Origin of the sequence: Streptomyces sp. NBC_00582, from assembly GCF_036345155.1 — a bacterium.
Lineage (GTDB): Bacteria > Actinomycetota > Actinomycetes > Streptomycetales > Streptomycetaceae > Streptomyces.
On sequence record NZ_CP107772.1, the window covers coordinates 7,047,521 to 7,073,914 of the forward strand.

A 26,394-nucleotide genomic window follows, 5' to 3' on the forward strand; every position below is an offset into this window, starting at 1 on the left:
GCGGCCGCCTGCGCGGAGGGCGGTTCGTCCTGATCACCCCCGTCGACCAGGACGACCGGACCGTGACCCGTCGTCGCGCACGTCGGCTGAACGCCGCAGGGCGCCGGCCTCTCGCAAGGCCCGTCGCTCACGCGTCCGCGGCGGCGAGTGCCCTGCGCCTGTCCGCCACGTAGCGCGCCACGGTCTTCCGGTCACTCGCCGTCAGCAGGCGCTTCTCGACGGCCCGTTGCACGTCCCGGACGGCTTCCGACAGACCCGTGTCGACCTGGCACCTCGCGTCGGCGACCGCCGTCCGGAGCTCGTCGCGGCCGAGTTCCCGCAGGGTGTCCTCATCGGCCGCCGCCTTCTGCAGGCGGGCGTCGACGGCCTTCCGGGGAGCCTGGAGGTCCTTCGCCGGATGCCCCGCCTTCGTCATGCACGAGGACCAGCGCCGGACGGCGGCACGGTAGCCGGAGTCCGCCTCGACGGCGGTGAGCACACGGTTCGCCAGGCCCACGGTGACGGGAGCCACCGTGTTCCAGTCCGCCCCGTACAGCTCGGCGCGTGCCCGGGCGACACAGCCGTCCGTGGAGTACTCGAGGCTGACGCCGTCGGGCAGCCGCAGGCTCACGCGGTGCGCCGGGGTACCGGTCAGGGCCTGCTGCCAGGCCGTCTTGCGGGGTTCGTCGGCCGGAGCGGGGGCGGACCGCAGGTACAGGTACTCACCGACGATCCCGTACCCGTCCTGGGCCGCCTTCCGCGAGGTGAGCAGCCCGTAGGGGTTGGTCTCCTCGCTGCGGGCCGACGCGGTCCGGGGCTGTGCCGTGTACTCCTGGCCGCGAGAGGCCATACAGGCGGCCACGGCACGTTCCTCGAGGTCGTGCAGACGTACGGCGTCGGCGTGGCTGGACGCGGTGGCGCCCGACAGGGGACGGACGTCGAGCGCCACGGGCCCGCGGCCGGGCTCCCCGTCGGGGGAGCAGCCGGCCGCGGTCAGCGTGAGGACCACCGCGAGGAGTGTCCGCCGCGCCGTGGATGCGCTCACACGCACCAGTCGTTCGAGGCGACGTTGTGCCAGTACACGGTGTTCGCCAGGGAGCCGTTGTAGTAGCCGCGGGCGAGCACGTAGCTGGAACCCGTGTAGCCCGTGCCCGAGTAGATGCGGACGTTGCAGCTGTTGCCGTTGTTGTACAGCGACTCGGCGTTGTTGAACTTGTTGTACTGCAGCAGGTTGGTGTTGTCCCCGTAGACCACGCCGGGGTCCCCCGCGCCGTTGACGCCGAGGTAGGCGCACAGTCCGCCGGAGGGGCAGTCGGACAGTGCCGCGTTCGCGGGGGCGGCCGTGATGAGCGCGCCGGTGGTGGCCAGGGCCACGCTTCCCAGGGCGATGCCGGCCTTGGCCAGGATCCGCTTCATGCTCAGGGTCCTCCATCACTCGGGCCCCGCCCACCGGACGGAAGTCGTCCGTGGTGCGGAGGCGTTGTGTGAATACGGTGGAGGAGGGAGGTGGGCAAGAAGCTTGCGTGGATCTTGCCTCGCAGGTGGCCAGGTGGTTGGGTGACGCCCGGGGGCACGGTCGGCACGCGCAAGGTGGGGCAGGGTCGGGAGAGACGGCGTGACGGGTTTTCGGCTGCTGGGGCCCGTGGAGTTATGGGTGTCGGGCCGCCCGGTGGATCTGGGCCCCGCCAAACGGCGTACGGTCCTGGCGGCGCTGCTCGTGGACGCCGGCCGCTGGGTGTCCGCCGAGACGCTGATCGACCGGGTCTGGGGCGAGGACCCACCCGCACAGGTGCGCGCCACGCTCTACGCCCACATCGCCCGCATCCGCCGCACCCTCACCGAAACAAACCCACACCTGCCCACCGACGCCGACCCCCACGACCTCGGCGGCGCAGACCCGCGTCTGCCTGGTGGCGGTGGCGTCCGAGACCTTGGCGGTGCCGACCGGCGTCTGCCTGGCGGCACGGACCCGCGTCTGCATGGTGGCGCCGACATGCGTCTGCATGGTGGCGGTGGCGCGCGTCTGCCGGGCGGCGGTGGCGTGCGAGACCTTGGCGGCGCAGACCCGCGTCTTCCTGGCGACGGTGGCGTCCGAGACGTTGGCGGTGGTGACCCGCGCCAAGCCGGCGGCGCCGACCCGCGCCAAGCCGGCGGCGCTGGCCCGCGTCACCCCGGCGGCCCCGACGGGCCGCCCGCCCTGCCCGCGCCGCCTGCCCCGCTCACCCCGTCCAGCGCACCATCGCCGTTGCTGCGTGGAACCGGTGGCTACCGGCTCGACATCCCGCCGGAGCTGGTCGATGTGCACCGGTTCCGGAGTCTTGTCTCGCGGGCCCGCCAGGTCGGTGGCTCCGACGGGGAGCGGGTGGCGACGCTGTGGGAGGCGATGGGGCTGTGGCGGGGCGAGCCGCTGGCAGGCCTGCCCGGTGAGTGGGCGGCGCGTACCCGGGAGAGCTGGCGGCACCAGCGTATCGACGCGGTCCTCGCCTGGGCGGACGCCGAACTCCGCGTCGACGGCCCGCCCGTGGTGGTGGACACGCTGTCCGTCCTGGTCGCCGAACACCCGCTGGTCGAGCCGCTCGCCGTGGCGCTGATGCGGGCGCTGCATGCCGCCGGCCGCGCTCCGGAGGCGCTCGCCTGCTACACCGCCCTGCGCAAGCGGCTGGCCGACGAACTCGGCACCACCCCGGGGGCCGAGGCGCGGCGACAGCACCAGGTGATCCTGAGCGGAAAAACCGCCGTACCCCCGGTCCACCGCACACCGCCCGGCACGGGAGGCGGCACCGAGCGTGCCGTGGTCGTCCCCGCGCAACTCCCCATGGAGGCAGCGGGTTTCACCGGCCGTGAGGAGGAACTGGCCCGGCTGGAGAAGGTCCTGCTCGCGGCGGAGGCGCGGCCGACCGCGGTGGTCGTCTCGGCGGTGTCCGGCACGGCGGGCGTGGGCAAGACAGCGCTGGCGGTGCACTGGGCGCACCAGGCCCGGGACCGGTTTCCGGACGGCCAGCTGTATGTGAACCTGCGCGGCTACGACCCCGACCAGCCCCTGACCGCCCCCGACGCGCTGCTCCGCTTCCTGACCGCGCTCGGAGTGTCCGCGCAGGACATCCCGCTCGAGCCCGACGACCGCGCGGCGCGCTACCGCACCGAGGTCGCGGGCCGGCGGATGCTGATCGTGCTGGACAACGCCGCCACCGTGGAGCAGGTCCGTCCGCTGCTGCCCGGCACCGCCTCCTGCGCGGTCCTGGTGACCAGCCGCGACAGCCTCGCCGGACTGGTCGCGCGGGAGGGAGCCCACCGTCTCGACCTCGATCTGCTGCCCGCCGACGCCGCCCGCACCCTGCTGCGCCGCCTCGTCGGCCCCCGTGCCGAGGCCGAACCCGACGCCGTCGACGCCCTCGCCGCACAGTGCGCCCGACTGCCCCTGGCGCTGCGGGTCGCCGCGGAACTCGCCGTCTCCCGCCCCACGACGTCCCTGGCCGACCTCGTCACCGAACTGGCCGACCAGCAGCGGCGACTGGATCTGCTCGACGCGGACGGAGACCCGCGGGCCGCCGTCGTCGCGGTGTTCTCCTGGTCGCTGCGGCACCTGCCGGCGGACGCGGCGCGCACCTTCCGGCTGCTCGGCCTGCACCCCGGCCCCGATTTCGAGGCGTACGCCGCCGCCGCGCTGAGCGACAGCGGTCCGGCGCAGGCCCGCCGTGCCCTCGACGTCCTCGCCCGCGCCCATCTGGTCCAGCGCGTGGACGGCGCCCGGCACGGCATGCACGACCTGCTGCGCGCCTACGCGCTCCGCCTGGCCACGACCGAGGACCCGCCGGAGGCCCGCGAGGCGGCACTCGACCGGCTCTTCGACCACTACCTCGCCACCGCGGCCGCCGCCATGAACTGTCTCCACCCGGCCGAGGCCCACCTACGGCCCGCCGCTCCCGAGACCGCCACCTCCGTCCCCGACCTGTCCGATCCCGAGGCCGCGCGCGCCTGGCTGGACGCCGAGCGGACGTCGCTGACCGCCGTGTCCGCCCACACCGCCACCCACGGCCGGCCCACCCATGCCATCCGGCTCTCCCTCACCCTGTACCGCCATCTCATCAGCGGCCGGCACACCGACGGCCTCACCATCCACGGCCACGCCCGCGACGCCGCCCGCCTGATCGCCGACCCGGCGAGCGAGGCCTGCGCGGTGCTCGGCATCGGCACCGCCCACTACCAGCTGGCCCGGCACGAACCGGCCAGACGGCACCTGGAGGAGGCGCTGACGCTGTTCCGGCAGGCCGACGACACGACCGGCCAGGCCCGCGCCCTGGTCAACCTCGGCCTCGTCGACGAGCGGCTGGGCCGCTTCCTGTCGGCCGTCGGTCATCTCGAACAGGCGCTGGCGCTGTACCGGAACGCAGGGGACCGGCGCGGCGAGGCGACCGCGCTGAAGGACCTCGCCTCCGTCGAGGTCCAGTTGGGCCGCTATGGAGAGGCCGCCGACCATCTCCAGCAAGCCCTGACCCTGCTCCGCCAAACCGGGAACCGGTATCTGGAGGCCCACGCGCTCAACGAGCTCGGCACGGTCGAGGCGCGGCTCCACCGGCTCGACTCGGCCGCCCGCCACCAGGAACAGGCCCTGGCCCTGCAACGGGAGATCGGCGACCGGTACGGCGAAGCCGGGTCGCTGCACAGCCTCGGCATCGTCCATACCCGGCTCGATCGGCCCGTGCGGGCCGCCGAGTGCCACCGGCAGGCGCTCACGATCTACCGCCAGAACGGGGACCGGGACGGTGAAGCCAGGGCGCTCACCGGGCTCGGTGAGGCTGCCTGTGCCGCCGGCCGCCCCACCGACGCCCTCACCCACCACACCGACGCCCTCACCATCGCCGAGGACATCGGCAACCCGGGCCGACAGGCCCGCGCCCACAGCGGACTCGGCGACGTCCACCAGGCCCTCGGCGACATCCCTCGGGCCGTCCGGTGCTACGAGCGCGCGCTGGCCCTGTACACCGAACTGGGCATGCCCGAGGCCGACGACGTCCGAGCCAGGAGGGACCTTCTCACCGGTCGTCACCCGGCGAAGTAGGACCCCTTTCGGTCGTCACCCGGCGAAGTAGGACCCCTTCCGGTCGTCACCCGGCGAAGTAGTGCCCCTCGTCGAGGTCCTCGATCAGCCCCGGCCCCGTCGGCTCCCAGCCCAGCCACTTCCTGGTCAGCGCGCTCGACGCCGGTACGTCGAGACCGGCGACGTTGCCGAGCCAGCCGAAGTGGGCGACGGCCTCGTCGGGGGAGACGCCCCGGACCGGCAGGTCCAGATGGCGGCCCAGCACGGCGGCGACGGCGTGGAACGGCACCGCCTCGTCGTCCACGGCGTGCAGCCGGGTGCCCGCCGGCGCCGACTCCAGGGCGAGACGGACCAGCCGGGCGGCGTCCGAGCGGTGGACGGAGGGCCAGCGGTTGGTGCCGTCGCCGATGTGCGCGGAGAAGCCCTTCTGACGGGCGATCGCGATCAGACCGGCGAGGACGCCGTGGTCGCCGCGGCCGTGCACGGTCGGCGGGAACCGGACGGCCGAGGCCCGCACTCCGCGCCCGGCGAGGGCCACGGCCGTGTTCTCCGAGCGGGCCCGGACCATCCCGAACGAGTTCGGCGGGACGGTGTCCTCCTCCGTGCCGACCGTGCCCTGCGCCAGCCCCGTGGTGCCCGACGCCATCACGAGGGGCCGGCCCGTGCCCTCCAGCGCCGCACCGATCGTCTCGATCGCGCGCAGGTCCGTCGCGCAGGCACCGGCGAAGTCGGAGAAGTCGTGCACGAACCCCAGATGGACCACCCCGTCGGCCCCGGCCGCCCCCTCGCGCAGACTGCCCGGGTCGTCGAGGTCCCCCCGGTGGACGTCGACGCCGGCGGCCGTCAGCGCGGCGGCGGCCGTGTCGGAGCGGGCGAGCCCGGTCACCCGGTGTCCGGCGTCGAGGAGTTCACGGACGACGGCGGAGCCGATGAAACCGGTGGCACCCGTGACGAATACGCGCATGGCGAAGCCCTTCCAGAAAGGAGTGAGTCGGGGGATGCCCCCATCCTCCGGAGTGACGGGCGCACACGTCCAAAGCCTGTCCCGCATCGAGTCATACGCTTCGGGCATCACCGCAGGCCGGACGCGGGTACGCTGGGGAAATGGCCGTCAACGCCCCGGACTTGGACCTCGACCTGCGCCTCGTCCGGTACTTCACCGCCGTCGCCGAGCACCGCCACTTCGGCCGGGCCGCCGAGGCCCTGCACATCACCCAGCCCTCCCTGAGCCGGCAGATCCGCAGACTGGAGCGGCAGGTGGGCGCCCGGCTGCTGGACCGCGGCGCGCGCGGCACCCGGCTCACCGAGGCCGGGGAGGTGTTCCTGCCCCGGGCCGAGACCCTGCTGCGGGCCGCCGCCGAGGCCGCGGCGCGGGCCCGGGCCGCCGCCGCGCCGGACCGGATCACCGTCGGCTTCACCTCGGGGCTGATCGTCACCCCGGCGGTGCGGGAACTGCGGCGCCTGCACCCCGAGGCGGACGTGACGACCGTGCACCTGGACTGGGCCGAGGCGCGCAAGGCGCTGCTCCACCACCGGGTGGACGCGCTCGTGGTCCGGCTGCCGTTCGCCGACGACCGGCTGGAGGTGACGGTCCTCTACGAGGAGCCCCGCGTCCTGGTCGTCCCCCGCGACCACCGCCTGGCCGGCCGGGAGTCGGTGACACTGGACGACATCGCGGACGAGCCCCTGCCGAGGGTGCCCGACGCGCACCCGGAGTGGAACGCCTTCTGGCGCGTCGACCCCCGCCCGGACGGCAGTCCCGCGCCCGACGGACCCCTCGTGCGGGGCCTGGAGGACAAGCTGGAGGCCGTCGCCGAGGGGCGGGCCCTGATCATCACGGCCGGCGTCCGCGGCCGCCCCCTCCGCCGTGACCTCACCGTCGTCCCCCTGCGGGGCCTCGACCCCAGCCGGGTCGCCCTGGCCACCCGCGCCGGTGACCGGGGTCGCCTCGTCACGGCCTTCCGCAAGGTCGCCGGCACCCACCTCACAGGGGCGTGAGAAAGGGCGCCCGATGCGACACCGGGCGCCCTCACCACCGTGGAAACCGCGGGAACGGCTATCGTGCGTCGGCCGCCTGGGCCTTCAGGGCGCGCTCCACGCCCGCGCGGGCCTCGGAGACGAGACGGCGCAGGGCCGCGTTCGGCTCGGCGGAGGACAGCCAGGCGTCCGTCCGGTCCAGGGTCTCCTGGGAGACCTGGATGGCCGGGTACAGACCGACCGCGATCTGCTGGGCGATCTCGTGCGAACGGGCGTCCCAGATGCCCTTGACCACCTCGAAGTACTTCTCGGTGTACGGCGCGAGCAGCTCACGCTGGTCGGTCTGGACGAAGCCGCCGATGACGGCCTCCTGGACCGCGTTGGGCAGCTTGTCGGACTCGACGACCTGCGCCCAGGCCTCCGCCTTGGCCTCCGGCGTCGGACGGGAGGCCCTCGCGGTCGCCGCGTGGCGCTCACCGGCGGCCGTCTTGTCCCGCTCGTACTCGCCGGCGATCACCGCCTCGTCGAACCGGCCGACGGCCGCGAGGCGCTGCACGAACGCCCAGCGCAGCTCGGTGTCGACGGCCAGGCCCTCGATCGTCTGCGAGCCGTCCAGCAGGGCCTCCAGGAGGTCGAGCTGCTCCGGCGTACGGGCCGTGGCGGCGAACGCGCGCGCCCAGGCGAGCTGGTGGTCGCTGCCGGCGGTGGCCGTGCGCAGATGGGCCAGCGTCGCGTCGGTCCAGCGGGTGAGGAGGGCCTCACGGGTGGCCGGGGCGCCGTACAGGTCGATGGCGAGCTTGACCTGGCGGTGCAGTGACTGGACGACCCCGATGTCGGACTCCTTGCCGATGCCGGACAGCACCAGCGACAGGTAGTCGTGGGTGGGCAGTTCGGCGTCGCGGGTCATGTCCCAGGCGGACGCCCAGCACAGGGCGCGCGGCAGGGAGGACTCGAAGTCGCCGAGGTGCTCGGTGACGAAGGCGAGGGACTGCTCGTCGAGCCGGACCTTGGCGTACGACAGGTCGTCGTCGTTGAGCAGCACGACCGCCGGACGGCGCGTGCCGACGAGCTGCGGTACGGCGGTCAGCTCGCCGTCGACGTCCAGCTCGATCCGCTCGCCCCGCACCAGCTTGCCGCTGTCGTCGTCGAGGTCGTAGAGACCGACGGCGATGCGGTGGGGACGCAGGGTCGGCTCGCCCTTGGCGCCCGCCGGCAGGGCCGGGGCCTCCTGGCGGATCGCGAACGAGGTGATGACACCGTCGGCGTCGGTCTCGATCTCGGGGCGCAGGACGTTGATGCCGGCCGTCTCCAGCCAGGACTTCGACCAGGCCTTCAGATCGCGGCCGGAGGTCTCCTCCAGGGCGCCGAGCAGGTCGGACAGGCGCGTGTTGCCGAAGGCGTGCGCCTTGAAATAGGCCTGGACACCCGTGAAGAACTCGTCCATGCCGACATAGGCGACGAGCTGCTTGAGAACGCTGGCACCCTTGGCGTACGTGATGCCGTCGAAGTTCACCAGCACATCGTCGAGATCGCGGATCTCGGCCATGATCGGGTGGGTGGACGGCAGCTGGTCCTGCCGGTAGGCCCATGTCTTCATGGAGTTGGCGAAGGTGGTCCAGGAGTGCGGCCAGCGCGACTGCGGGGAGTACGCCTGGCAGGCGATGGAGGTGTACGTGGCGAACGACTCGTTCAGCCACAGGTCGTTCCACCACTCCATGGTGACCAGGTCGCCGAACCACATGTGGGCCAGCTCGTGCAGGATGGTCTCGGCACGCAGCTCGTACGCCGCGTCGGTCACCTTGGACCGGAAGACGTACTGGTCCCGGATGGTCACCGCACCGGCGTTCTCCATCGCGCCCGCGTTGAACTCCGGCACGAAGAGCTGGTCGTACTTCTTGAACGGGTACGCGTAGTCGAACTTCTCCTGGAACCAGTCGAAGCCCTGCCGCGTCACCTCGAAGATCGCGTCCGAGTCGAGGAACTCGGCGAGCGACGGCCGGCAGTAGATGCCGAGCGGGACGGACTGCCCGTCCTTCTCGTACACGCTGTGGACGGAGTGGTACGGCCCCACGATCAGCGCGGTGATGTACGTGGAGATCCGCGGGGTCGGCTCGAAGACCCAGACGTCGTCCTTGGGCTCGGGCGTCGGGGAGTTGGAGATGACGGTCCAGCCGGTCGGCGCCTTCACCGTGAACTGGAAGGTGGCCTTGAGGTCCGGCTGCTCGAAGGAGGCGAACACGCGGCGGGCGTCCGGCACCTCGAACTGCGTGTACAGGTAAGCCTGCTCGTCGACCGGATCGACGAACCGGTGCAGGCCCTCACCGGTGTTGGTGTAGGCGCAGTCGGCGACGACCCGCAGGACGTTGCGGCCCTGGAGCAGGCCCGGCAGCGCGATCCGGGAGTCCTTGAAGACCTCCGCGGCGTCCAGCTGGTCGCCGTTGAGGGTGACCTCGTGGACGGCCGGGGCGACCAGGTCGATGAAGGACTCGACGCCGCCCTCGGCGACATCGAAGCGCACCGTGGTCACGGACCGGTAGGTGCCGCCCTCCTGCGCGCCGGAGAGGTCGAGATCGATCTCGTACGAGTCAACGGTGAGCAGCTTCGCCCGCTGCTGCGCCTCTTCGCGAGTCAGGTTTGTGCCAGGCACGCGGTCATCTCCTCGTTATGTGTGGGTTGCGCCATCCTTCCATGGGAGGGGCGCGCGGGGCGACGACGTTACGGGTGGTCCGGGGGGCGCGTTCGAGGGGGCGGCACGCCGCCGGGGAGCGGTGACGGGCCGTCCGCTCCCCGGGACGGGGATGGGAAGCGTGCGCCGTGCGCCGCCGGCGTGCGCTCGGCTGGAGGGGCGCTGCGGCCAGGTGCCGGGTGGCGCTCGTCGCCGCGCCGGATCGCGAGCGGCCGACGAGTCCGCGACCGGCGGTCACGGAGGCGGCAGCGCCGCGGTCGGCCCGGCCAACGGCCCAGAACTGTCGACCCCGGTGCGAGGTCGCGCCAAGCGCCACCGTGCGCCGGGATCCGATCAGCCGCCGTCCCTCAGGGGGTGCTCCTCAGGTGCCGCTCTCACACACCGCGGCGGTCGGACCCGCGGCCGCCGCCCCCGGCAGCGCCACCCGTGGCTCCGCCCCCGCGGTTCCCCGCCCGTCGGCCGGCTCCGCGGGGGCCGCCGGAGGCAGCGCCGGTGGAGGTACCGGCCGTGGCCCGGCGGTCGGAGCCGCGTGTCCCGGCAGCGCCCCCGGATCCGCGCCCGGTCTTGCCGGAGGCGGCGGCGCCGGACGCGGCCCGGCCACCGGTGCCGCCGGAGGACGCGGGTCGGCCGGATCCGCGTGCGGCCTTGGCGGGGGTGGTGCCGGTGGCCGCGTCGGGCGCGGTCCGGCGACCGCCACCACGACTGCCCGCCCCGGTCGTGCCACCGCCGGCTCCGCCGGAGCGTGCCGGTCGGCCGGTGCCGTGGCCGTTTGTGTCGGCGGCGGCGCCCGTCGCCGCGCCCGAGCGCGAGCGGCGGGTGGGGCCGCGGCCCTCGGTCGTCGAGGCGGCGGCCGTCGCAGTCGGTGCGGCTGCGCCCCGGCGGCCCCTCGGCGCGGGGGCGGTACCCGTGGGGGCGCCGGCGCCGGGGTTTCGGCGGCGGCGGGACGGGCGGGACGCGGGCGGTGCCGGTGGCTGGGGGAGCTCGATCGTGACCGCGACGCCGGAGGGCTCGCGGGCACCGGTGAGGGTGGCCAGTTCCGCGTCGCTCGAGGTGATCCGGGCCGTCCTGGGGCGGATGCCCGCGTCCGACATGAGCCGGGTCACGTCCCGCTTCTGGTCGGGCAGCACCAGGGTGACCACGCTGCCGGAGTCACCCGCGCGGGCCGTGCGGCCGCCCCGGTGGAGGTAGTCCTTGTGGTCGGTGGGCGGATCGACGTTCACGACGAGGTCGAGGTCGTCGATGTGTATGCCCCGCGCCGCGACGTTCGTCGCCACCAGCGCGGTGACCTGACCGTTCTTGAACTGTTCCAGGGTGCGGTTGCGTTGCGGCTGGGAGCGGCCCCCGTGCAGGGCCGCCGCGCGGACCCCCACGGCGAGCAGCCGCTTGGCGAGCCGGTCGGCGGACCGCTTGGTGTCGAGGAAGAGGATGACCCGGCCGTCACGGGCCGCGATACGCGTGGTGACGGCCTTCTTGTCGGTCTCGTCCTGGAGATGCAGGACATGGTGCTCCATGGTGCTGACCGCCCCCGCCGAGGGGTCCACGGAGTGCACCACGGGGTCGGTCAGGAACTGCTGGACGAGTCGGTCGATGTTCCGGTCCAGGGTGGCCGAGAAGAGCAGCCGCTGTCCGTCGGGCCGCACCTGCCGGATCAGCTTGGTGATCTGCGGCAGAAAGCCCATGTCGGTCATCTGGTCGGCTTCGTCCAGCACCGTGATGCGCACCTGGTCGAGGACGCAGTCCCCGCGTTCCACGAGGTCGTTGAGACGCCCGGGGCTCGCCACGACCACCTCGGCGCCGCGCCGGAGCACGTCGGCCTGCCGGGTGAGGGAGAGCCCGCCGACCACGGTGGCCAGCCGGAGGTTCACCGCGGTCGCGTAGGGCGTCAGCGCCTCCGTCACCTGGAGGGCGAGTTCACGGGTGGGCACCAGCACGAGGGCGAGCGGCGCCCTCGGCTCCGCCCGCAGTCCGGCCGTGCGGGCCAGCAGCGCCAGCCCGAACGCGAGGGTCTTGCCGGAGCCGGTGCGTCCACGGCCCAGCAGGTCGCGGCCGGCGAGCGAGTTGGGCAGGGTGGCGGCCTGGATGGGGAAGGGGGTGGTCACCCCCTGCGCGGTGAGGGTCTTCAGCAGCCCCGCGGGCATGTCCAGCGCGGCGAAGTCCTCGACGGCGGGGAGGGCCGGTGTCGTGGTGTCCGGCAGCCGGAATTCCCTGGGCGACGACGCGGACGGGGGCGGCGACGAAACACGCCGGTTCGTTTTCTTCTGAGGCCTGCGGGACATGCGGTGGTCTGCCTTCCTGGAAACAGCACAAACCGGGGTCCGCACCTTTTCGGTGCGGACCCCGGTGAGCGGACATACGCGTCCGGCGATCAGGCGGGGACGATGTTCTCCGCCTGCGGGCCCTTCTGGCCCTGCGTGACGTCGAAGGAGACCCGCTGGCCCTCCTGCAGCTCACGGAAGCCCTGGGTCGCGATGTTCGAGTAGTGGGCGAAGACGTCGGGGCCGCCGCCGTCCTGCGCGATGAAGCCGAAGCCCTTTTCCGAGTTGAACCACTTCACGGTTCCCTGTGCCATTTTCCTTCTCCTTCAGTAGGCATTCTGTAAGCAGAGGCCCCATCCGGAGATTCCGGCAAACAAATAATGCGCCTGAAGGATAAGCATTCCCGTCAGGCGCACATAGGTTCATGGGTACCACAACTGCAACACCACGACCGTAGCACAGCCCGGCGGCCGGAGGCCCGGATTTCCGCCGCGGACACGACCTGGGGGGTGTTTCCCCTAGCCCTTCAGCTCCGCCGCCACCAGTTCCGCGATCTGGACCGCGTTCAGCGCGGCGCCCTTGCGGAGGTTGTCGTTGGAGACGAAGAAGGCGAGGCCGTGGTCCACCGTCTCGTCGCGGCGGATGCGGCCGACGAACGACGGGTCCTTGCCGGCCGCCTGGAGGGGCGTCGGGATGTCGGTGAGGACCACGCCCTCGGCGGAGGCCAGCAGCTCGGTGGCGCGCTCCACGGACAGGGGACGCGCGAAGCGGGCGTTGACCTGGAGGGAGTGGCCGGAGAAGACCGGGACGCGCACGCAGGTGCCGGCGACCTTGAGGTCCGGGATCTCCAGGATCTTGCGGGACTCGTTGCGGAGCTTCTGCTCCTCGTCGGTCTCGTTCAGGCCGTCGTCGACGATCGAGCCCGCGAGCGGGACCACGTTGAAGGCGATGGGGCGCCGGTAGACCTGCGGCTCGGGGTAGTCGACCGCCTCGCCGTCGTGCGTGAGCCTGTCCGCGTCGGCGACGACCTTCTGCGCCTGGCCGTGCAGCTCCGCCACGCCCGCGAGACCGGAGCCGGACACCGCCTGGTAGGTGGCGACGACCAGCGCCTCGAGACCGGCCTCCGCGTGCAGCGGCTTCAGGACCGGCATCGCGGCCATGGTCGTGCAGTTCGGGTTGGCGATGATGCCCTTGGGGCGGTCGGCGATCGCGTGCGGGTTCACCTCGGAGACGACCAGGGGGACCTCGGGGTCCTTGCGCCACGCGGAGGAGTTGTCGATCACGACCGCGCCCTGCGCGGCGACCTTCTCCGCCAGCGCCTTCGAGGTCGCACCGCCGGCCGAGAACAGGACGATGTCGAGGCCGCTGTAGTCGGCGGTCGCCGCGTCCTCCACGGTGACGCCGTCCAGCTCGCTGCCCGCCGAGCGGGCCGAGGCGAACAGACGCAGCTCCGTGACGGGGAAGTTCCGTTCCTTGAGGATCCTGCGCATGACCGTGCCGACCTGACCGGTGGCTCCGACGATTCCGACCCTCACGGCGACTCCCTCTGTCTTGTTCTGTCTCGTTGCGTACGCATTGCCTGGCCGTGGCTTTTCCATCATGCGGCCGACCCCGGCCCGCCTGTCCAATTCTTTGCCCGCCATGCCCGAGGGATGGGACACCCCGAGCCCCCCGACGGTTGCGGAACTTCCTCCCACACCTCGCTGAGCTGGAGAAATTCCCCCGACGACGGGCGGGCGCCGCAAGCTGTGCTGCCGGGCCCACCGGTGTGACGTACGCCTCTGAACGTTTCCGCCCGCTCCCGCGTCGTAGGGGAAACGCGGCTGGGGGAGGGGTGTCTGTGCTGCGCAGAACGACGCGCCGCGGCCAGGGGGACGGTGCGGCGCCGGGCGACCCGCTGGACGCGGCGCAGGAACGCCGGGTGCGGGCGGTGCTCGCGCTGGGCGGGGTGCCGCAGGCGGACCTGCTGGACGGGGTACAGCAGGTACGCCTGCGGCTGCTGGAGCGGGCCGCCAAGGGCGACGAGGCCCCGCGGGACGTCTCCGCGTGGGCGGCGGTCGTCGCCTCCAACCTCGCCATGGACTGGCACCGCGCCCGGCGCCGCCAGGAACGTCTGGGCGAGCGGCTGGCGTCCCTGCGCCAGCACGAGCACCCCTCGGGCGAGGACACCAGCGTGCTCTCCCTCGCCGTCGCCCAGGGCCTGGACGATCTGCCCGACGCCCAGCGCCAGGTCGTCGTCCTGCGGTTCTTCGCCGATCTGCCGGTCGCCGCGATCGCCCGGGAGCTCGATGTCCCGGAGGGCACGGTCAAGAGCCGCCTGCACACGGCGGTCCGGGCCCTGCGCGCCCGCCTGCACGAGGACGAGGTGGTGTGACATGCCCGGACAGGACCACGAGAGCCTTGAGGGGTACGACGGCATCGACGCCGTCATGGCCGACGCCCTGATGGCCGCGATCACCGGCGACGCCCTCCCGGACGAGTCCCGCGCCGACCCGGCCCGCCTGGCCGCCCACCGCTCCGCGACGGCCGACGTGGCGCTGCTGAGGGAGCAGCTCGCTCTCCTCGCGGAGGCGCTCACGGAGCCCGCCGAAAAGCCCGCACCGGCGGTCGTACGACCGCTGCGCCGGCCCCGGACCCGGGTGCGCCCCTTCGCGCTGCGGGCCGTGGGGGCCGCTGCCGCCGCCGCCCTGGTGTTCGGGGCCGGCTGGGTGGTGGTGCAGCAGATCGGCTCGGGGGTGGCCGGTGTCCAGTCGAGTTCCGACAGCGGGGCGAAGGCGGCGGCGGGTGCGGAGGACGCGGGCACCCCGCTGGGTGACTCCGGGTACCTGGCCTGCCTCCGGCTGGTCGTCGAGGGCGAGGTGACGGCCGTACGGGAGGTGCCCGGTACGGACGAGGCGCGGATCACCCTGCGCGTGACCCACGCGTACAAGCCGGAGAAGGCGCCGCGGGACGTGCGGTTCGTGCTGCCCCGGGACATGGATCCGCTGGTGGCGCGGGGCGACCGGGTGCTGGTCGCCCTGCCGAGGGGATCGTCCTCCCCGGACGTCTGGGCGGTCGGCGAGGCGGACATCGCCCCGGAGCGCGAGGCCCTCGCCCGCGCCCTGCCGCGGTCGACGGAGTCGGCGGCGACGGCGGGGCCGGCCTGCGGCGCATGACGAAGGGGCGGGTGTCCCCCCGGACACCCGCCCCTCGGTCGGTCGTACGGGTGTTACGGGGTGACCTTCTCGATCGCCACGTTGCCCAGACCCGTGACGGTGCCCCGGGCGTTCACCAGCTGGACCTGGCCGAAGAAGGCCCGGCCCTCCGGCGCGGCGGCCGCGGCGGTGACCTTCGCGGAGACCTGCGCCGAGGCGCCCGTGGCCAGCTTCACCGGCGCGGAGTCATCCACGGAGATCGTGCCGAGCGAGGACGCGTAGAAGACGTCGAAGTAGTCGTACGCCGTCGTCCCGGCCGGGACCGCGTAGCCCGAGACCACGATGGTGTAGGTGCCGGCGGCGGGCGAGGCGATGGAGACCGCCTCCTCCGAGTCGCCGTCGGCGGAGATCCCGACCTGCTTGCCGCTCGCGTCCAGGACCACCAGGTCGAGGTCGGCGGAGGCGTCCGAGACCTTGCCGATCTTCACGTCGAGGGACTTGGCGCCCGCGGGGACGTCGACCGTGGTGGTCTGGTCCTCGCCCTGCGCGATCGTCGGACGGGCCGTCTTGGAGGAGCCGAGCGGGCCGCCCACCAGGTGGCCGTCGACGGCGGCGTAGTTGTTCGTCACCTTCCAGGAGGCGGTGGCGGGCTCGCCGACCTTCGCCTCGGGCACGGTCACGGTCGCCGGGTCGAAGACGGCGCCGTAGACGGTGACGTCCAGCTTGTACGGGTTGTCGAGCAGCGGCGAGGTGCGGCGCGACTCGACCTCGATCTCCCAGACGCCCGGCTGCGGGTCGGCGTAGGAGCGGGCGTCGGGCTTGCAGCCGTTGCCGTCGAGGTAGTTGTTGTAGCAGTACGGCGTGCCGTTGTCCTCGACCGAGACCCCGTACGGGTGGATCGACAGGAACCGGGTCTGGCTCTTGTCCTTCAGTCCGCCGATCGCGACCTCCAGCGACTTCGCGCCCTCGGGCACGGTCAGGAAGTAGTGCTGCGAGCTGTTGCGCTGCACGGTGTTCGCCGCGTGGAAGGTGTAGTGCAGCGGGGTGGAGACCACGACGGTGTTGAGGATCTGCCGGTCGACGCCCTCGGTCCTCGGGTCGTCGACCTCGAGGATCGCGCTCTTGATCCCGGCGGACCTGGGGGCGGCCTGGATCTTCACGGTGACCGGCTTGTTCAGCTCCAGCTTCACCGTGTCGGGGCCGAGGATCCGGAAGGTGCCGCCCGCGTTGTTGACCAGGCTCAGCTCGTGGCGGACCGCCTTGGCGGCGCCGGTCGTCCGGGTGACGGTGACCTCGTAGGTCTTCTTCTGACCGGCCTTCAGACCGCCCTCGCGGTCGTAGACGCCGGTGCCGAAGCCGGGGGTCTTCAGGGCCTGGTCGAGCGCGGTGTCGACCGGGGCCTTGACGGTGTAGTCGTGGGCGGTGGCGCCCTTCCTGATGGCCTTCCAGGCGTCCACGATGTCGATGCGGCCCGCGCCCTCCTCGTAGGCCTGCACACCCTTGATGTGGTCGGCCGTCGAGGTCAGCGCCGTGCGCAGGTCCGCCGGGCTGAGGGCGATGCCCTTCTGCTTGGCGGCGGAGATCAGCAGCGCCGAGGCGCCCGCGGCCTGGGGGGAGGCCATCGAGGTGCCCTGGAGCATGGAGTAGCCGGCGGGCAGGGTGTAGCCCGACTCGGCGACCGGGCCGCCGGGCAGCCAGGTCTGGGTGGTGTTGATGGCGGCGCCGGGCGCGACGAGCGTCGGCGTGAAGCCGCCGTCCTCACGCGGGCCGCGCGAGGAGAACGGCAGCAGCGCGTACTTCTTCGTCACCTGCGAGCCGTAGTTGGCGGCCCAGGTCTCCTTGGAGATGGCCGCGCCGACCGAGATCACCTTGTCGGCCAGACCGGGGTCGCCGATGGTGTTGGCGCCCGGGCCCTCGTTGCCCGCGGAGATCACGAGCTGGACGCCGTAGGTGTCGATGAGGCGGGTGTACAGCTCGGCGCGCGCGTTGTTGCCGTCGTTCAGGCCCGGCAGACCGCCGATCGACATGTTGACGATGTCGACGCCGCGGTTGACGACGAGGTCGATCATGCCCTCGGTGAGCGCGACGTTGGTGCAGCCGCCGGTCCAGGTGCAGGCCCGGGAGGAGACGATCTTCGCGCCGGGCGCGGCGCCGTTCATCTTCCCGCCGAACAGGCTGTTCGCGGCGGTGATGCCGGCGACGTGGGTGCCGTGCTCGGACTCGATGATGCCGATGTTGACGTAGTCGGCCTTGTCCCCGGCCGCGTTGTAGACGACGTCCTTGCGGGTCTCGACGACGAACGGGATGCGCTCGGCGACATCGGTCGCCGGGTCGTCGGTCCCGAAGTAGCCGATCTGGTAGCCGTCCTTGTACGGCTTCATCGGCGCGTCGTCGGTGAAGTCGAGGTTGTCGTTCGCGTCCACGCGGACGGTCCCGGTGGCGGCGTCGTACAGCACACCGAAGGCGTCGGTGGTGTCGCCGTCCCGGTTGACGTCGCCCTTCTCGTCGCCGCCGGCGGTGATGGACTCGTAGAAGTAGTTGAACTTGTACGAGCCGGCCGGGGCCTTGAACGTCTCGGGCACGCCCGTGTTGGCGGGGGTCGCGGAGAACTGCGGGCCGCTCACGGAGGTGAGCATCCGGCGCCAGGTCGCGTCGCTGTCGGAGACCGGGTCGGTGGCCGTCACCCAGTCGACGATCTTGCGCTCGCCGGTGGTGGTCTTCTGCAGCGCGGGATGCGCCAGGTCCACACCGGAGTCGAGGACGCCGATGGTGACGCCGCGGCCGTCCGCCTTCGGGTTCTTCTTCACGAAGTCGACGGCGCCCGTCTCGAAGGACGGGTTGTACGGGTTCTCGGCGGGGGTCTTCTTGTTCGGCGCCGCGTACGTCTTGGCGGTGGCCGAGGACGCGGCGCCCTTCGCGGTGTCCGCGCTCGGCGTCGGGTCGTCCAGCGCGATGTCCTGGCGCAGGTCGATGGCGTGCACCGAGGACAGCTTCGCGGCGGCGGCGATCGCGGAGTCCGCCTTCGCGGTGGGGACGGTGGCGCGGACGTAGCCGACCTTGTCGAAGGTCCGGCCGACGATCCCGCCGCTCACCGCGTCGAGCTGCTCGGCGACCTGCTCGGTCTTCCCCGGCGCGGTCGCGACCATCATGGTGACGGTCTTGTCGCCCTCGGCCTTGGCCTCGGCGAGCAGGTCGGCGTCGTCGGAGCCGAGCTTGTCGTGGGCCGACTTCACGCCCGGGTCGGCGGCGGCCGGTGCGCGGCCGGCGTCGGCGGAGAACGCCAGGGGGATCGGTCCGGCGGCGGACAGCGCGGCCACCAGGCCCGCTGCCACGGCTATGCGGGCCGCCCGTCCGGTGCCCGATATCGGTTCGCGCTGGGGGGTGAAAGTCATCGGCATCCCTTGTAGGTAAAGGAACGGTCGACCGGGCTGGTCATACCTGATCGAGGGCGCCCGGAACGCGGTCCCGGACGACCGCAAAGCTTTACGCAAGGGGCGGTTGTTTGGGGAGTGTTGACCGAAACGATATGGATCTATGGGGAAAACCCTCTACGCGCAGCCTGTGCGCCGGAAAATTCACTGCCTGTGCGGGATCTACGCGGCTAACGTGCCCGTATGCGCAAGAAGTTGAGGGTGGCGGCCTACGCCGTCGTCGTCCGTGAGGGCCAGGTCCTGCTCGCCCGCTCACCGGCGGACGGCGGGGGCCACGAGTGGGTGCTGCCGGGCGGCGGCATGGACCACGGCGAGGATCCGCTGGAGACCGTCGTGCGCGAACTCGACGAGGAGACCGGCTACCGCGTGGAGGTGACGGGCCTGCTCGGCCTGGACTCCTCCCGGCACGTCTTCGGCAGCTGGGGGGGTCTCCAGGGCCCCGTGGACCACCACGGGCTGCGGATCGTCTACGAGGGCCGTGTCGTCGGCGGCGAGCTGCGCAACGAGGTGAACGGCTCCACGGACATGGCCGCCTGGCACGACCTGGAGGCGGTGCCCGGCCTCACCCGGGTCCGGCTCGTCGACATCGCGCTGAAGCTGTGGCGCGAACGGCCCGTGGACGGACGGGTTACCCCGTGAGATGAACACGGAGTGACCGCTTCCCGGCGGTTTCCCGGCCGTACGAGGAGCAGTCGAGGGCGCTCCGGGGCCCCGTGATCCACGTACGGCGATCGGCGCTTCACGTTGCGGAAGCGTTCACGCGCAGGCCATACCCGGTGTCGAGCATCCGGTACGAGCGGGGCGTTCGCGGCTGCGACCGCCCCGCGTCCACTGCCGACGCGTTCGCACTCGGGGAGATCGCGCCATGTCGCGCTCACGCTCTGTCACGTCCTCCGCGCTGGGGGTCGACCGTCGTACCGTCCTCGCCGCCTCCGCGGCCGTCTCCGTCTCCGTGGGCGTCGGTTACGCCCTGCGGCCCACCGAAAGCCAGGCCGCGTCCGTGCCCGCGCAGTCACCGGCCCCGGCCCCGCACACCGCCGCCTCCTCCTCAGCCTCGGCGAGTCCGGTCGCCGCCCGCCTCGCCCCCTACACCAAGGGCACCACCCTCGCCTCCGTCGCCGCCCCGCGCTCCGGCTCCGGCTACCGCCGCCTGGGCAGCGCCGCCGGCTGGAAGCGCGTCGTCCGCGGCGACCTCGCCGCCGCCAAGTCCGGCCGCGCGGGCCGCCGTACGACCCTCGCCGCGTTCGTCCAGCTCACCGACCTGCATCTGATCGACAGCCAGCACCCGCTGCGCCTGGAGTACCTGCGGGCCGCGAGCGAGATCTCCTGGCGGCCGCACGAGGCGCTGACCGTGCAGGGCGCGGTCTCGCTGATCGAGCGGGTCAACTCCCTGCGGGCCGCCCCCGTCACCGGCGCCCCGCTGGACTTCGTCGTCACCACCGGCGACAACACCGACAACAACGCCCACACCGAGCTGGACTGGTACCTCACGGTGATGAGCGGCGGCCGTATCGCCCCCAACTCCGGCGATCCGCGCCGCTACGAGGGCGTCCAGAACAGCGGCATCCCCCTGTACTGGCAGCCCGACTCCACCGCCCGCGACAGCTACAAGCAGCGCGGCTTCCCCCACCTCGACGGCTTCCTCGCGGCCGCGATCCGCGAGGTCAACAGCCCCGGCCTGACCCTGCCCTGGTACTCCACCGTCGGCAACCACGACGCGATGCCGCTCGGTTGCTACGCGCACGGCGACTCCTGGCTCGCCGAGTACGCGGTCGGCGGCCGCAAGCTGATGGAGCTCACCGCCGCCGAGGCGACCCGGCTCCAGCAGAGCATCAGCCAGGACCGGGACCCCAGGGGCACGGTCATCCGCGACCTGCTGAAGTCGAAGACCCGCGCCATGCGCACGGTCACCCCCGACGAGCGCCGCGCCCCCTACACCCCCGCCGAGCACGTCCGGGCCCACCTCGACCCGGCGTACCAGGGCGCGGGCCCCGTCGGCCACGGCTACACGGCGGGCAACCTGGCGGCGGGCACCCAGTACTACACCTTCAAGGTCGCAGAGAACGTCATCGGCATCAGCCTCGACACCACCGACCCGGGCGGCCACTACAACGGCTCGATCGGCACCGCCCAGCTGAAGTGGCTGGACGCGACCCTGCGCGCCCACAAGGACACCTACGCGATCGTCTTCAGTCACCACACCAGCGAGAGCATGTCCAACACCCGCCCCGACCCCGCCCACCCGCGCGAGCGGCGGCACACCGGCGCCGAGCTGACCGCCCTCCTCGGCCGCCACCGCAATGTCGTCGCCTGGGTGAACGGCCACATCCACCGCAACGACATCACGCCCCACCAGGGCGCCGAGGGCACCTTCTGGGAGGTCTCCACGGCCTCCCACGTGGAGTTCCCGCAGCTCGCACGGGTGATCGAGCTGGTCGACAACAAGGACGGCACCCTCTCGATCCACACCACCCTGATCGAGTCCTCCGCCCCCCACCGCACCGACTTCACCGACCTCTCCCAGACCGGCCTGGCCGCCCTCTACCGGGAGCTCTCGGCGAACGCCCGCACCGACGGGGCACGGCTCGGCGGCGAGGCGAAGGACCGGAACACCGAACTGGTGCTGAAGAAAGCCTGAAGAGCGAGACATGGGGGAGATCCGTAACCGGCGGTGGCCCTTCCGTCATCCAGGCTGCGCGCACATGTGACGTCCAGTTCACGCGTACGAAACGTCCGTACCGCCTCATATCGGCTAACCCGCAATGGGCGGGGGTGGCTGGTTATCGGTGTGAGGCGGGTGAGGGTGTGCGTACGGGACGCGGACTGAGGGTGCTGTCGGTCTACGAGGGGTTCTTCTCCGGAGGGGCCCGGATCGTGCACAGCGACGTGGTGCTGGGACTGCGGGAGGGCGGCCAGCACCACCGGGTGCTGAGCATCCACGGCGAGGTGCACCGCGAGGCCACCCGCCAGCGCATGGAGGACGACGCCTGCTACCGGTCGCTCACCGGCGCCGACGTGGGCGTCACCTCCCTCGGCCGTACGTTCGGGATCGGGGGCACGGATCCGGCCGTCTTCAGCGGACCGGAACTCGCCGACACCGCCCGGGCGACGGCCGACGCCGACGTGATCCTCTCCCTCAAGGAGCAGCCCCTCGCGCTGCTGCGCCAGGGGGGTCTGCCGCGCCGCCCGGTCGTGGTCTGTCTGCACCGCTCCGACCCGGAGAACCAGGGCCGCGCCCTGCACGACCTCAAGGCGGGGATCGCCGACGGGACGGTGGCGGCGGCCGTGTGCTGCGCCGAGTCGACCCGGGCGGCGTACGAGGCGGCGGGCGTCCCGTCCGCCCTGCTGCACGTGATCCCGAACGGGGTCGACCTGATCCGCTTCCGCCCGGACCCGGCCCGGCGCCTCGCCGTGCGCGCCTCGCTGCGCGTCCCGGCCGAGGCCCCGGTCGTCGTCTTCGCCGCCCGCTACGACGGCATGAAGAACGTCCCCCTGTTCCTGGCGGCGGCCCGGGCCTGGCTGGACGCGGTCCCCGAGGGGCACGTCCTGATGTGCGGGGCGGGCATGACGGCGGCGAACCCGGGCCTGACCGCCGACATCGAGGAGGCGTTCGAGGGGCGGCGGGACCGGGGCCGGCTGCGGCTGCTCGGTGTGCGGCACGACATGGAGACCGTGTACGCCGGCGCCGACGTGGTGGCCCTCACCTCCTCCTGGGGCGAGGCGGCCCCGCTCTGTCTGATCGAGGGCATGATGTGCGGCGCGGTCCCGGTCTCGACGGACGTCGGCGACAGCGCGGCGATCGTCGCGGGCCACGGTCTGGTGACCCCGCAGGACCCGGCGGCGATCGCGGCGGCCTGGACCGAGGCGGTGGCGAACCGGGAGGCGTACGCCCCCGCCCTCGCCGCGAGCAGGGAACGCTTCAGCCGCACCCGCATGATCGCCTCGTACGCGGCCCTCATCGACCGCGTGTACGACACGAGGAGGGGCCACCGGTCGCCGGTGGCCCCTCCCCTCCCCTCCTGATTCGCCCCGGTCCCTCACTACCGGGGCAGCACCAGGACGTACGCGGCCGGATCGCGGTCCCCCGAGGCCATCAGGGCGGTACGGACCACCGCCGCCTGCTGTTCCATCGCGTCCCTCAGCTTCTTCGGCGTGATGTACACGACCGTGATGCCGAGCCGCTCCAGGTGCTCGCGCTTACGGGCGTACTCGGACCAGAGGGCGTCGTCGTCCTGCCGATGGCCTTGGCGGGGCGCCCGGGTGTCCAGCTCCACGGCCACCGCCTGCTCCGGCCAGTAGGCGTCGAGTCCGCCGAGGTGCGGGCCGCCCGGGAGGCGCAGGTCCACGTTCCAGACCGGGTCGGGCAGGCCGTACTCGGTGACCATCCGGTACAGGCGGTCCTCGGCGATGGCCCGGCCCTCGGCGAGCAGCGAGTCCACCGCGTCCACCACATGCGGCCGGCTCAGCAGCTTGGCGTTGTTCAACTCCCTGACGACGGCGGCCGGTTCGCAGTGGCCGCCGCGCACCGCCTCCGACAGCAGCCGCCGTACCGCGCCCGCGTCCGTGAGCTCCGCCACCGCGTCCGCCAGGGCCCGGGGGACGGGGGCCACGGGAATCCCGGTGGCCTGCTCGGGGGCCGGCAGGTTCGCGGTGCGGACGACGTGGGCGCAGCCGGTCGAGCGCACCCGGCGCAGCCGGGGGACCAGGACGTCGATCCGCTCCAGGGCGGACAGCGCGGGGGCGGCGGTGAAGCCGTGCAGGGTGAGGGCCGCGAGGCCCGTGATCATCGCCTCCCGGTACGTCGGCCGGTGCGGGCGGTCGGCCTCCGGCTGCGCCGGCACCCCGGCCGGCTCCGGCAGCTCGCGGGCCGCGTACAGCAGGACCGCGTGCAGCCGCTCCTCGCTGGTGGGCGGCCCCTGGTGCAGCATGAACACGCCGGGCAGGAGCTGCTGCCAGGGGCCGCCGGGGCGGCACTGCTCGGTGGCCTCGGCGGGGGAGACGCCGTGGGAGCGGAGCTGGGCGGCCGTCAGGACGCGGCGTCGGCCGTCGTGGGAGAGGTGGCGCAGCGGGCGGGGGGTGGCCGGGGGGAGCGGCGTGTTGGGGTTCATGCAACGGGGATTCCGCGCCTGATCCGCCCCTTAACCGCTGTTACACGCCTGTCGACAAACCCGGACAAGCTCGCCCTAAAGGACGGGTGTTCGGATGCCGAGAGGGCATCGAAAACCCCTGGTCCCGTCGGGCGGGGCCAGGGGTTACGGGTCCGATTGCCTGAATTCCGTAACGGTCACCACCGAAGGAATCCATGGCCAGAGCTAGTGGCGTTCTTCGGCCCTCGCGTCACGCGCCTGGCCGCGCAGGCCCCGGGCCAGATCGTCCCAGGCCTCCAGGACCAGCCGGCGCAGCGCCGGGGGCGCCGCGTCGTGGGCGGCGAGCCAGACGTCCGTCTCCACCAGGGTCTGCGGCGAGTCCTGGAGGGAGGGGAACAGACCCTTCACGATCGTCATCGCGATCTGGATGGACCGCTCCGACCACACCCGCTCGATCGCCGCGAAGTACTTCTGCGCGTACGGCGCGAGCAGCTCCCGCTGCGAGGGCTGGGCGAAGCCCGCGATCGTCGCCTCCACCAGGGCGTTGGAGAGATCCTCCGACTCCACCACCAGCGCCCACGCCTGCGCCTTGACCGCCGCCGACGGGCGGGCGGCCAGGCAGCGGACCTGGTGGCGCTTGCCGGACGCCGTGTCGTCCCGGGCGAGCTCCGCCTCCAGGGCCTTCTCGTCGGCGTACCCGTGCGCTACCAGCGGCTCCAGGAACGTCCACCGCAGCTCCTGGTCGACGTCCAGCCCCTCGATCACCGAGGTGCCGTCCAGCAGACCCTGCAACAGCTCGAAACCGGCCTGGTCCTCGGCGCTCTGCGCGAAGAACCGCGCCCACGCGAGCTGGTGCTCACTGCCAGGCTCGGCCGCGTACAGCTCCCGCTCGGCGCCCTCGGCGAGCAGCCGCGCCCCCGTCGCCCGCAGCGGCGGCGCCACGTAGTGCACCAGCGCCGACTCCGCCCACGCGTGCAGCATCTGCAACACCCCGATGTCCGACTCGCGCCCCGCGAACCGCAGCACCAGCGCGATGAAGTCCCGGGCGGGCAGCAGCGCGTCCCGCGTGAGGTTCCACAGCGCCGACCAGCACAGCGCGCGGGCCAGCGGGTCGGTGATGTCGCCGAGGTGCGTGTGCAGCGTCTCCAGCGAGGTCTCGTCGAACCGGATCTTGCAGTACGTCAGGTCGTCGTCGTTGACCAGCACCAGCTCCGGGGCCGCCTCGCCCACCAGGTCCGCCACGACCGTCCGGGGACCGTCGACGTCGGCCTCGGTGCGCGCGTACCGCACCAGAGCGCCCCCCTCCCGGCGGTACAGCCCGATCGCCACCCGGTGCGGCCGCAGCTCGGGGTGCGACTCCGGCGCCTCCTGCACCACCGCGAGCTCGGCGATCCGGCCCTGCGGATCGAGCAGCACCTGCGGGGTCAGCGCGTTCACCCCGGCCGTCTGCAGCCAGGACCGCGCCCAGCTCCCCATGTCCCGGCCGCTGGTCTCCGCCAGCACCGACAGCAGGTCGCCGAGGCGGGTGTTGCCGTACGCGTGCCGCTTGAAGTAGCGGCGGGCGCCCTCCAGGAACGCGTCCTGCCCGACGTACGCGACGAGCTGCTTGAGGACGGAGGCGCCCTTGGCGTAGGTGATGCCGTCGAAGTTGAGCTTGGCGTCCTGCAGGTCGCGGATGTCGGCGGTGATCGGATGGGTGGAGGGGAGCTGGTCCGCGCGGTACGCCCAGGCCTTGCGGCGGTTGGCGAAGGTGATCCACCCCTGGGTGAAGCGGGTGGCGTTGACCAGCGAGAAGGAGCCCATGAAGTCCGCGAAGGACTCCTTCAGCCACAGGTCGTCCCACCACTCCATGGTGACCAGGTCGCCGAACCACATGTGCGCCATCTCGTGCAGGATGACGTTCGCCCGGGTCTCGTACGACAGCCGGGTCACCTTGCCCCGGAAGATGTACTCCTCCCGGAAGGTCACCAGCCCCGGGTTCTCCATCGCCCCCAGGTTGTACTCCGGCACGAACGCCTGGTCGTACTTCCCGAAGGGGTACGGGTAGTCGAAGTGGTCGTGGAAGAAGTCCAGGCCCTGCTTCGTGATGAGGAAGACGTCCTCGGTGTCGAAGTAGGGCGCGAGGCCCTTGCGGCACAGCGCGCCGAGCGGGATCTCCAGCGTCGTACCGTCGCCGAGGTCACGGGTGTAGGAGTCCGTGACGTAGTGGTACGGGCCGGCCACCACACAGGTGATGTACGTCGAGACCGGCTTCGTCTCCGCGAACCGCCACACCCCGTCGGCGCGCTCGCCGGCGCCGTTGCTCCACACCGTCCACTCCTCGGGCGCCCGCACCTCGAAGCGGAACGGGGCCTTGAGATCGGGCTGCTCGAAGTTGGCGAACACCCGGCGGGAGTCGGCCGGCTCGTACTGCGTGTAGAGGTAGACCTCGCCGTCCTCGGGGTCGACGAACCGGTGCAGACCCTCGCCGGTGCGGGAGTAGGCGCACTGCGCGTCCACCACCAGCTCGTTCTCGGCGGCCAGGTCCTCCAGCAGGATCCGGGACCCGTCGAACACCTCACCCGGGTCGAGATCGCGGCCGTTGAGGGAGACGGACGTCACACTCGGCGCGATCAGATCGGCGAAACTCGCGGCACCCGGCTCGTTGCAGCGGAAGCGGATCGTGGTGACCGAGCGGAACGTGCGCTCCCCTCGGGACTCGCCCACGGCCGACCGCACGTCGAGGGACACGTCGTACCCGTCGACGGACAGCAGGGCGGCCCGCTCCCGGGCCTCGTCGCGGGACAGGTTCTCACCGGGCACGGGCG

Annotated in this window: 17 protein-coding genes and 1 pseudogene; 8 read left to right on the forward strand and 10 right to left on the reverse strand. The window is 72.6% G+C overall.

The features are described 5' to 3' along the window. Positions 1-127: 127 nt before the first annotated feature. Both OG852_RS31960 and OG852_RS31965 read right to left on the reverse strand, forming a co-directional pair. Positions 128-1,024: a hypothetical protein gene (locus OG852_RS31960; protein ID WP_133911585.1), complete on the reverse strand. Its 897-nt coding sequence runs from the start codon at positions 1,022-1,024 to the stop codon at positions 128-130. After that, positions 1,021-1,395: a peptidase inhibitor family I36 protein gene (locus OG852_RS31965; RefSeq protein WP_133911586.1), complete on the reverse strand. Its 375-nt coding sequence runs from the start codon at positions 1,393-1,395 to the stop codon at positions 1,021-1,023. Before OG852_RS31965 ends, OG852_RS31960 begins: the two co-directional genes overlap by 4 nt. Before the next feature lie 301 nt (positions 1,396-1,696). On the opposite strand from OG852_RS31965, the pseudogene OG852_RS51040 reads away from it, so the two are divergent. Together OG852_RS51040 and OG852_RS31975 are read left to right on the forward strand one after the other, a co-directional pair. Further along, positions 1,697-1,765, forward strand: a pseudogene (locus OG852_RS51040) (hypothetical protein); the annotation flags it as partial. 459 nt (positions 1,766-2,224) lie between these two features. Beyond that, complete coding sequence (locus OG852_RS31975; RefSeq protein ID WP_330349780.1) at positions 2,225-5,038, forward strand: ATP-binding protein; 2,814 nt, start codon at positions 2,225-2,227, stop codon at positions 5,036-5,038. A gap of 46 nt (positions 5,039-5,084) precedes the next feature. On the opposite strand, the gene OG852_RS31980 is transcribed toward OG852_RS31975, so the two are convergent. Further along, the gene (locus OG852_RS31980; RefSeq protein WP_330349781.1) at positions 5,085-5,981 is read right to left on the reverse strand and encodes an SDR family oxidoreductase; all 897 of its coding nucleotides are present in this window, start codon (positions 5,979-5,981) and stop codon (positions 5,085-5,087) included. A 140-nt stretch (positions 5,982-6,121) separates the two neighbouring features. Here OG852_RS31980 and OG852_RS31985 point away from each other — a divergent pair, with 140 nt between their 5' ends. After that, complete coding sequence (locus tag OG852_RS31985) at positions 6,122-7,015, forward strand: LysR family transcriptional regulator (protein WP_133911589.1); 894 nt, start codon at positions 6,122-6,124, stop codon at positions 7,013-7,015. A 58-nt stretch (positions 7,016-7,073) separates the two neighbouring features. On the opposite strand, the gene pepN (OG852_RS31990) is transcribed toward OG852_RS31985, so the two are convergent. From pepN (OG852_RS31990) to OG852_RS32005, 4 genes are all read right to left on the reverse strand, one after another. After that, positions 7,074-9,641: an aminopeptidase N gene (pepN, locus tag OG852_RS31990; protein WP_330349782.1), complete on the reverse strand. Its 2,568-nt coding sequence runs from the start codon at positions 9,639-9,641 to the stop codon at positions 7,074-7,076. Between the two features lie 413 nt (positions 9,642-10,054). Then, entirely contained in the window at positions 10,055-11,956 is a 1,902-nt protein-coding gene (locus OG852_RS31995) for a DEAD/DEAH box helicase (RefSeq protein WP_330349783.1), read from the reverse strand. An 89-nt stretch (positions 11,957-12,045) separates the two neighbouring features. After that, complete coding sequence (locus OG852_RS32000) at positions 12,046-12,249, reverse strand: cold-shock protein (protein ID WP_020943502.1); 204 nt, start codon at positions 12,247-12,249, stop codon at positions 12,046-12,048. A 204-nt stretch (positions 12,250-12,453) separates the two neighbouring features. Then, positions 12,454-13,470 carry an aspartate-semialdehyde dehydrogenase gene (locus tag OG852_RS32005; RefSeq protein ID WP_330349784.1) on the reverse strand — a complete coding sequence of 339 codons (1,017 nt, stop codon included), beginning with the start codon at positions 13,468-13,470 and terminating at the stop codon, positions 12,454-12,456. A 299-nt stretch (positions 13,471-13,769) separates the two neighbouring features. Here OG852_RS32005 and OG852_RS32010 point away from each other — a divergent pair, with 299 nt between their 5' ends. Then, positions 13,770-14,309, forward strand: a complete 540-nt coding sequence (locus OG852_RS32010) for an RNA polymerase sigma factor (protein WP_208117109.1) — start codon at positions 13,770-13,772, stop codon at positions 14,307-14,309. 1 nt (position 14,310) lies between these two features. Next, positions 14,311-15,090: a hypothetical protein gene (locus tag OG852_RS32015; RefSeq protein ID WP_330349785.1), complete on the forward strand. Its 780-nt coding sequence runs from the start codon at positions 14,311-14,313 to the stop codon at positions 15,088-15,090. A gap of 53 nt (positions 15,091-15,143) precedes the next feature. Here the strand turns inward: OG852_RS32015 and OG852_RS32020 are convergent, their stop codons facing one another. Continuing rightward, complete coding sequence (locus OG852_RS32020; protein WP_330349786.1) at positions 15,144-18,461, reverse strand: S8 family serine peptidase; 3,318 nt, start codon at positions 18,459-18,461, stop codon at positions 15,144-15,146. 222 nt (positions 18,462-18,683) lie between these two features. Here OG852_RS32020 and OG852_RS32025 point away from each other — a divergent pair, with 222 nt between their 5' ends. The 3 genes from OG852_RS32025 (at position 18,684) to OG852_RS32035 (ending at position 22,523) form a co-directional block, all read left to right on the forward strand. Continuing rightward, positions 18,684-19,139 carry an NUDIX hydrolase gene (locus tag OG852_RS32025; RefSeq protein WP_208117110.1) on the forward strand — a complete coding sequence of 152 codons (456 nt, stop codon included), beginning with the start codon at positions 18,684-18,686 and terminating at the stop codon, positions 19,137-19,139. Between the two features lie 226 nt (positions 19,140-19,365). Beyond that, positions 19,366-21,138, forward strand: a complete 1,773-nt coding sequence (locus OG852_RS32030) for a TIGR03767 family metallophosphoesterase (RefSeq protein WP_330349787.1) — start codon at positions 19,366-19,368, stop codon at positions 21,136-21,138. 191 nt (positions 21,139-21,329) lie between these two features. Next, positions 21,330-22,523, forward strand: coding sequence for a glycosyltransferase (locus OG852_RS32035; RefSeq protein WP_133911837.1), 1,194 nt, complete (start codon positions 21,330-21,332; stop codon positions 22,521-22,523). Between the two features lie 17 nt (positions 22,524-22,540). Here the strand turns inward: OG852_RS32035 and OG852_RS32040 are convergent, their stop codons facing one another. After that, positions 22,541-23,608 carry a hypothetical protein gene (locus OG852_RS32040; RefSeq protein ID WP_133911597.1) on the reverse strand — a complete coding sequence of 356 codons (1,068 nt, stop codon included), beginning with the start codon at positions 23,606-23,608 and terminating at the stop codon, positions 22,541-22,543. 204 nt (positions 23,609-23,812) lie between these two features. After that, complete coding sequence (gene pepN / locus OG852_RS32045) at positions 23,813-26,389, reverse strand: aminopeptidase N (protein WP_330351533.1); 2,577 nt, start codon at positions 26,387-26,389, stop codon at positions 23,813-23,815. Positions 26,390-26,394: the final 5 nt, after the last annotated feature.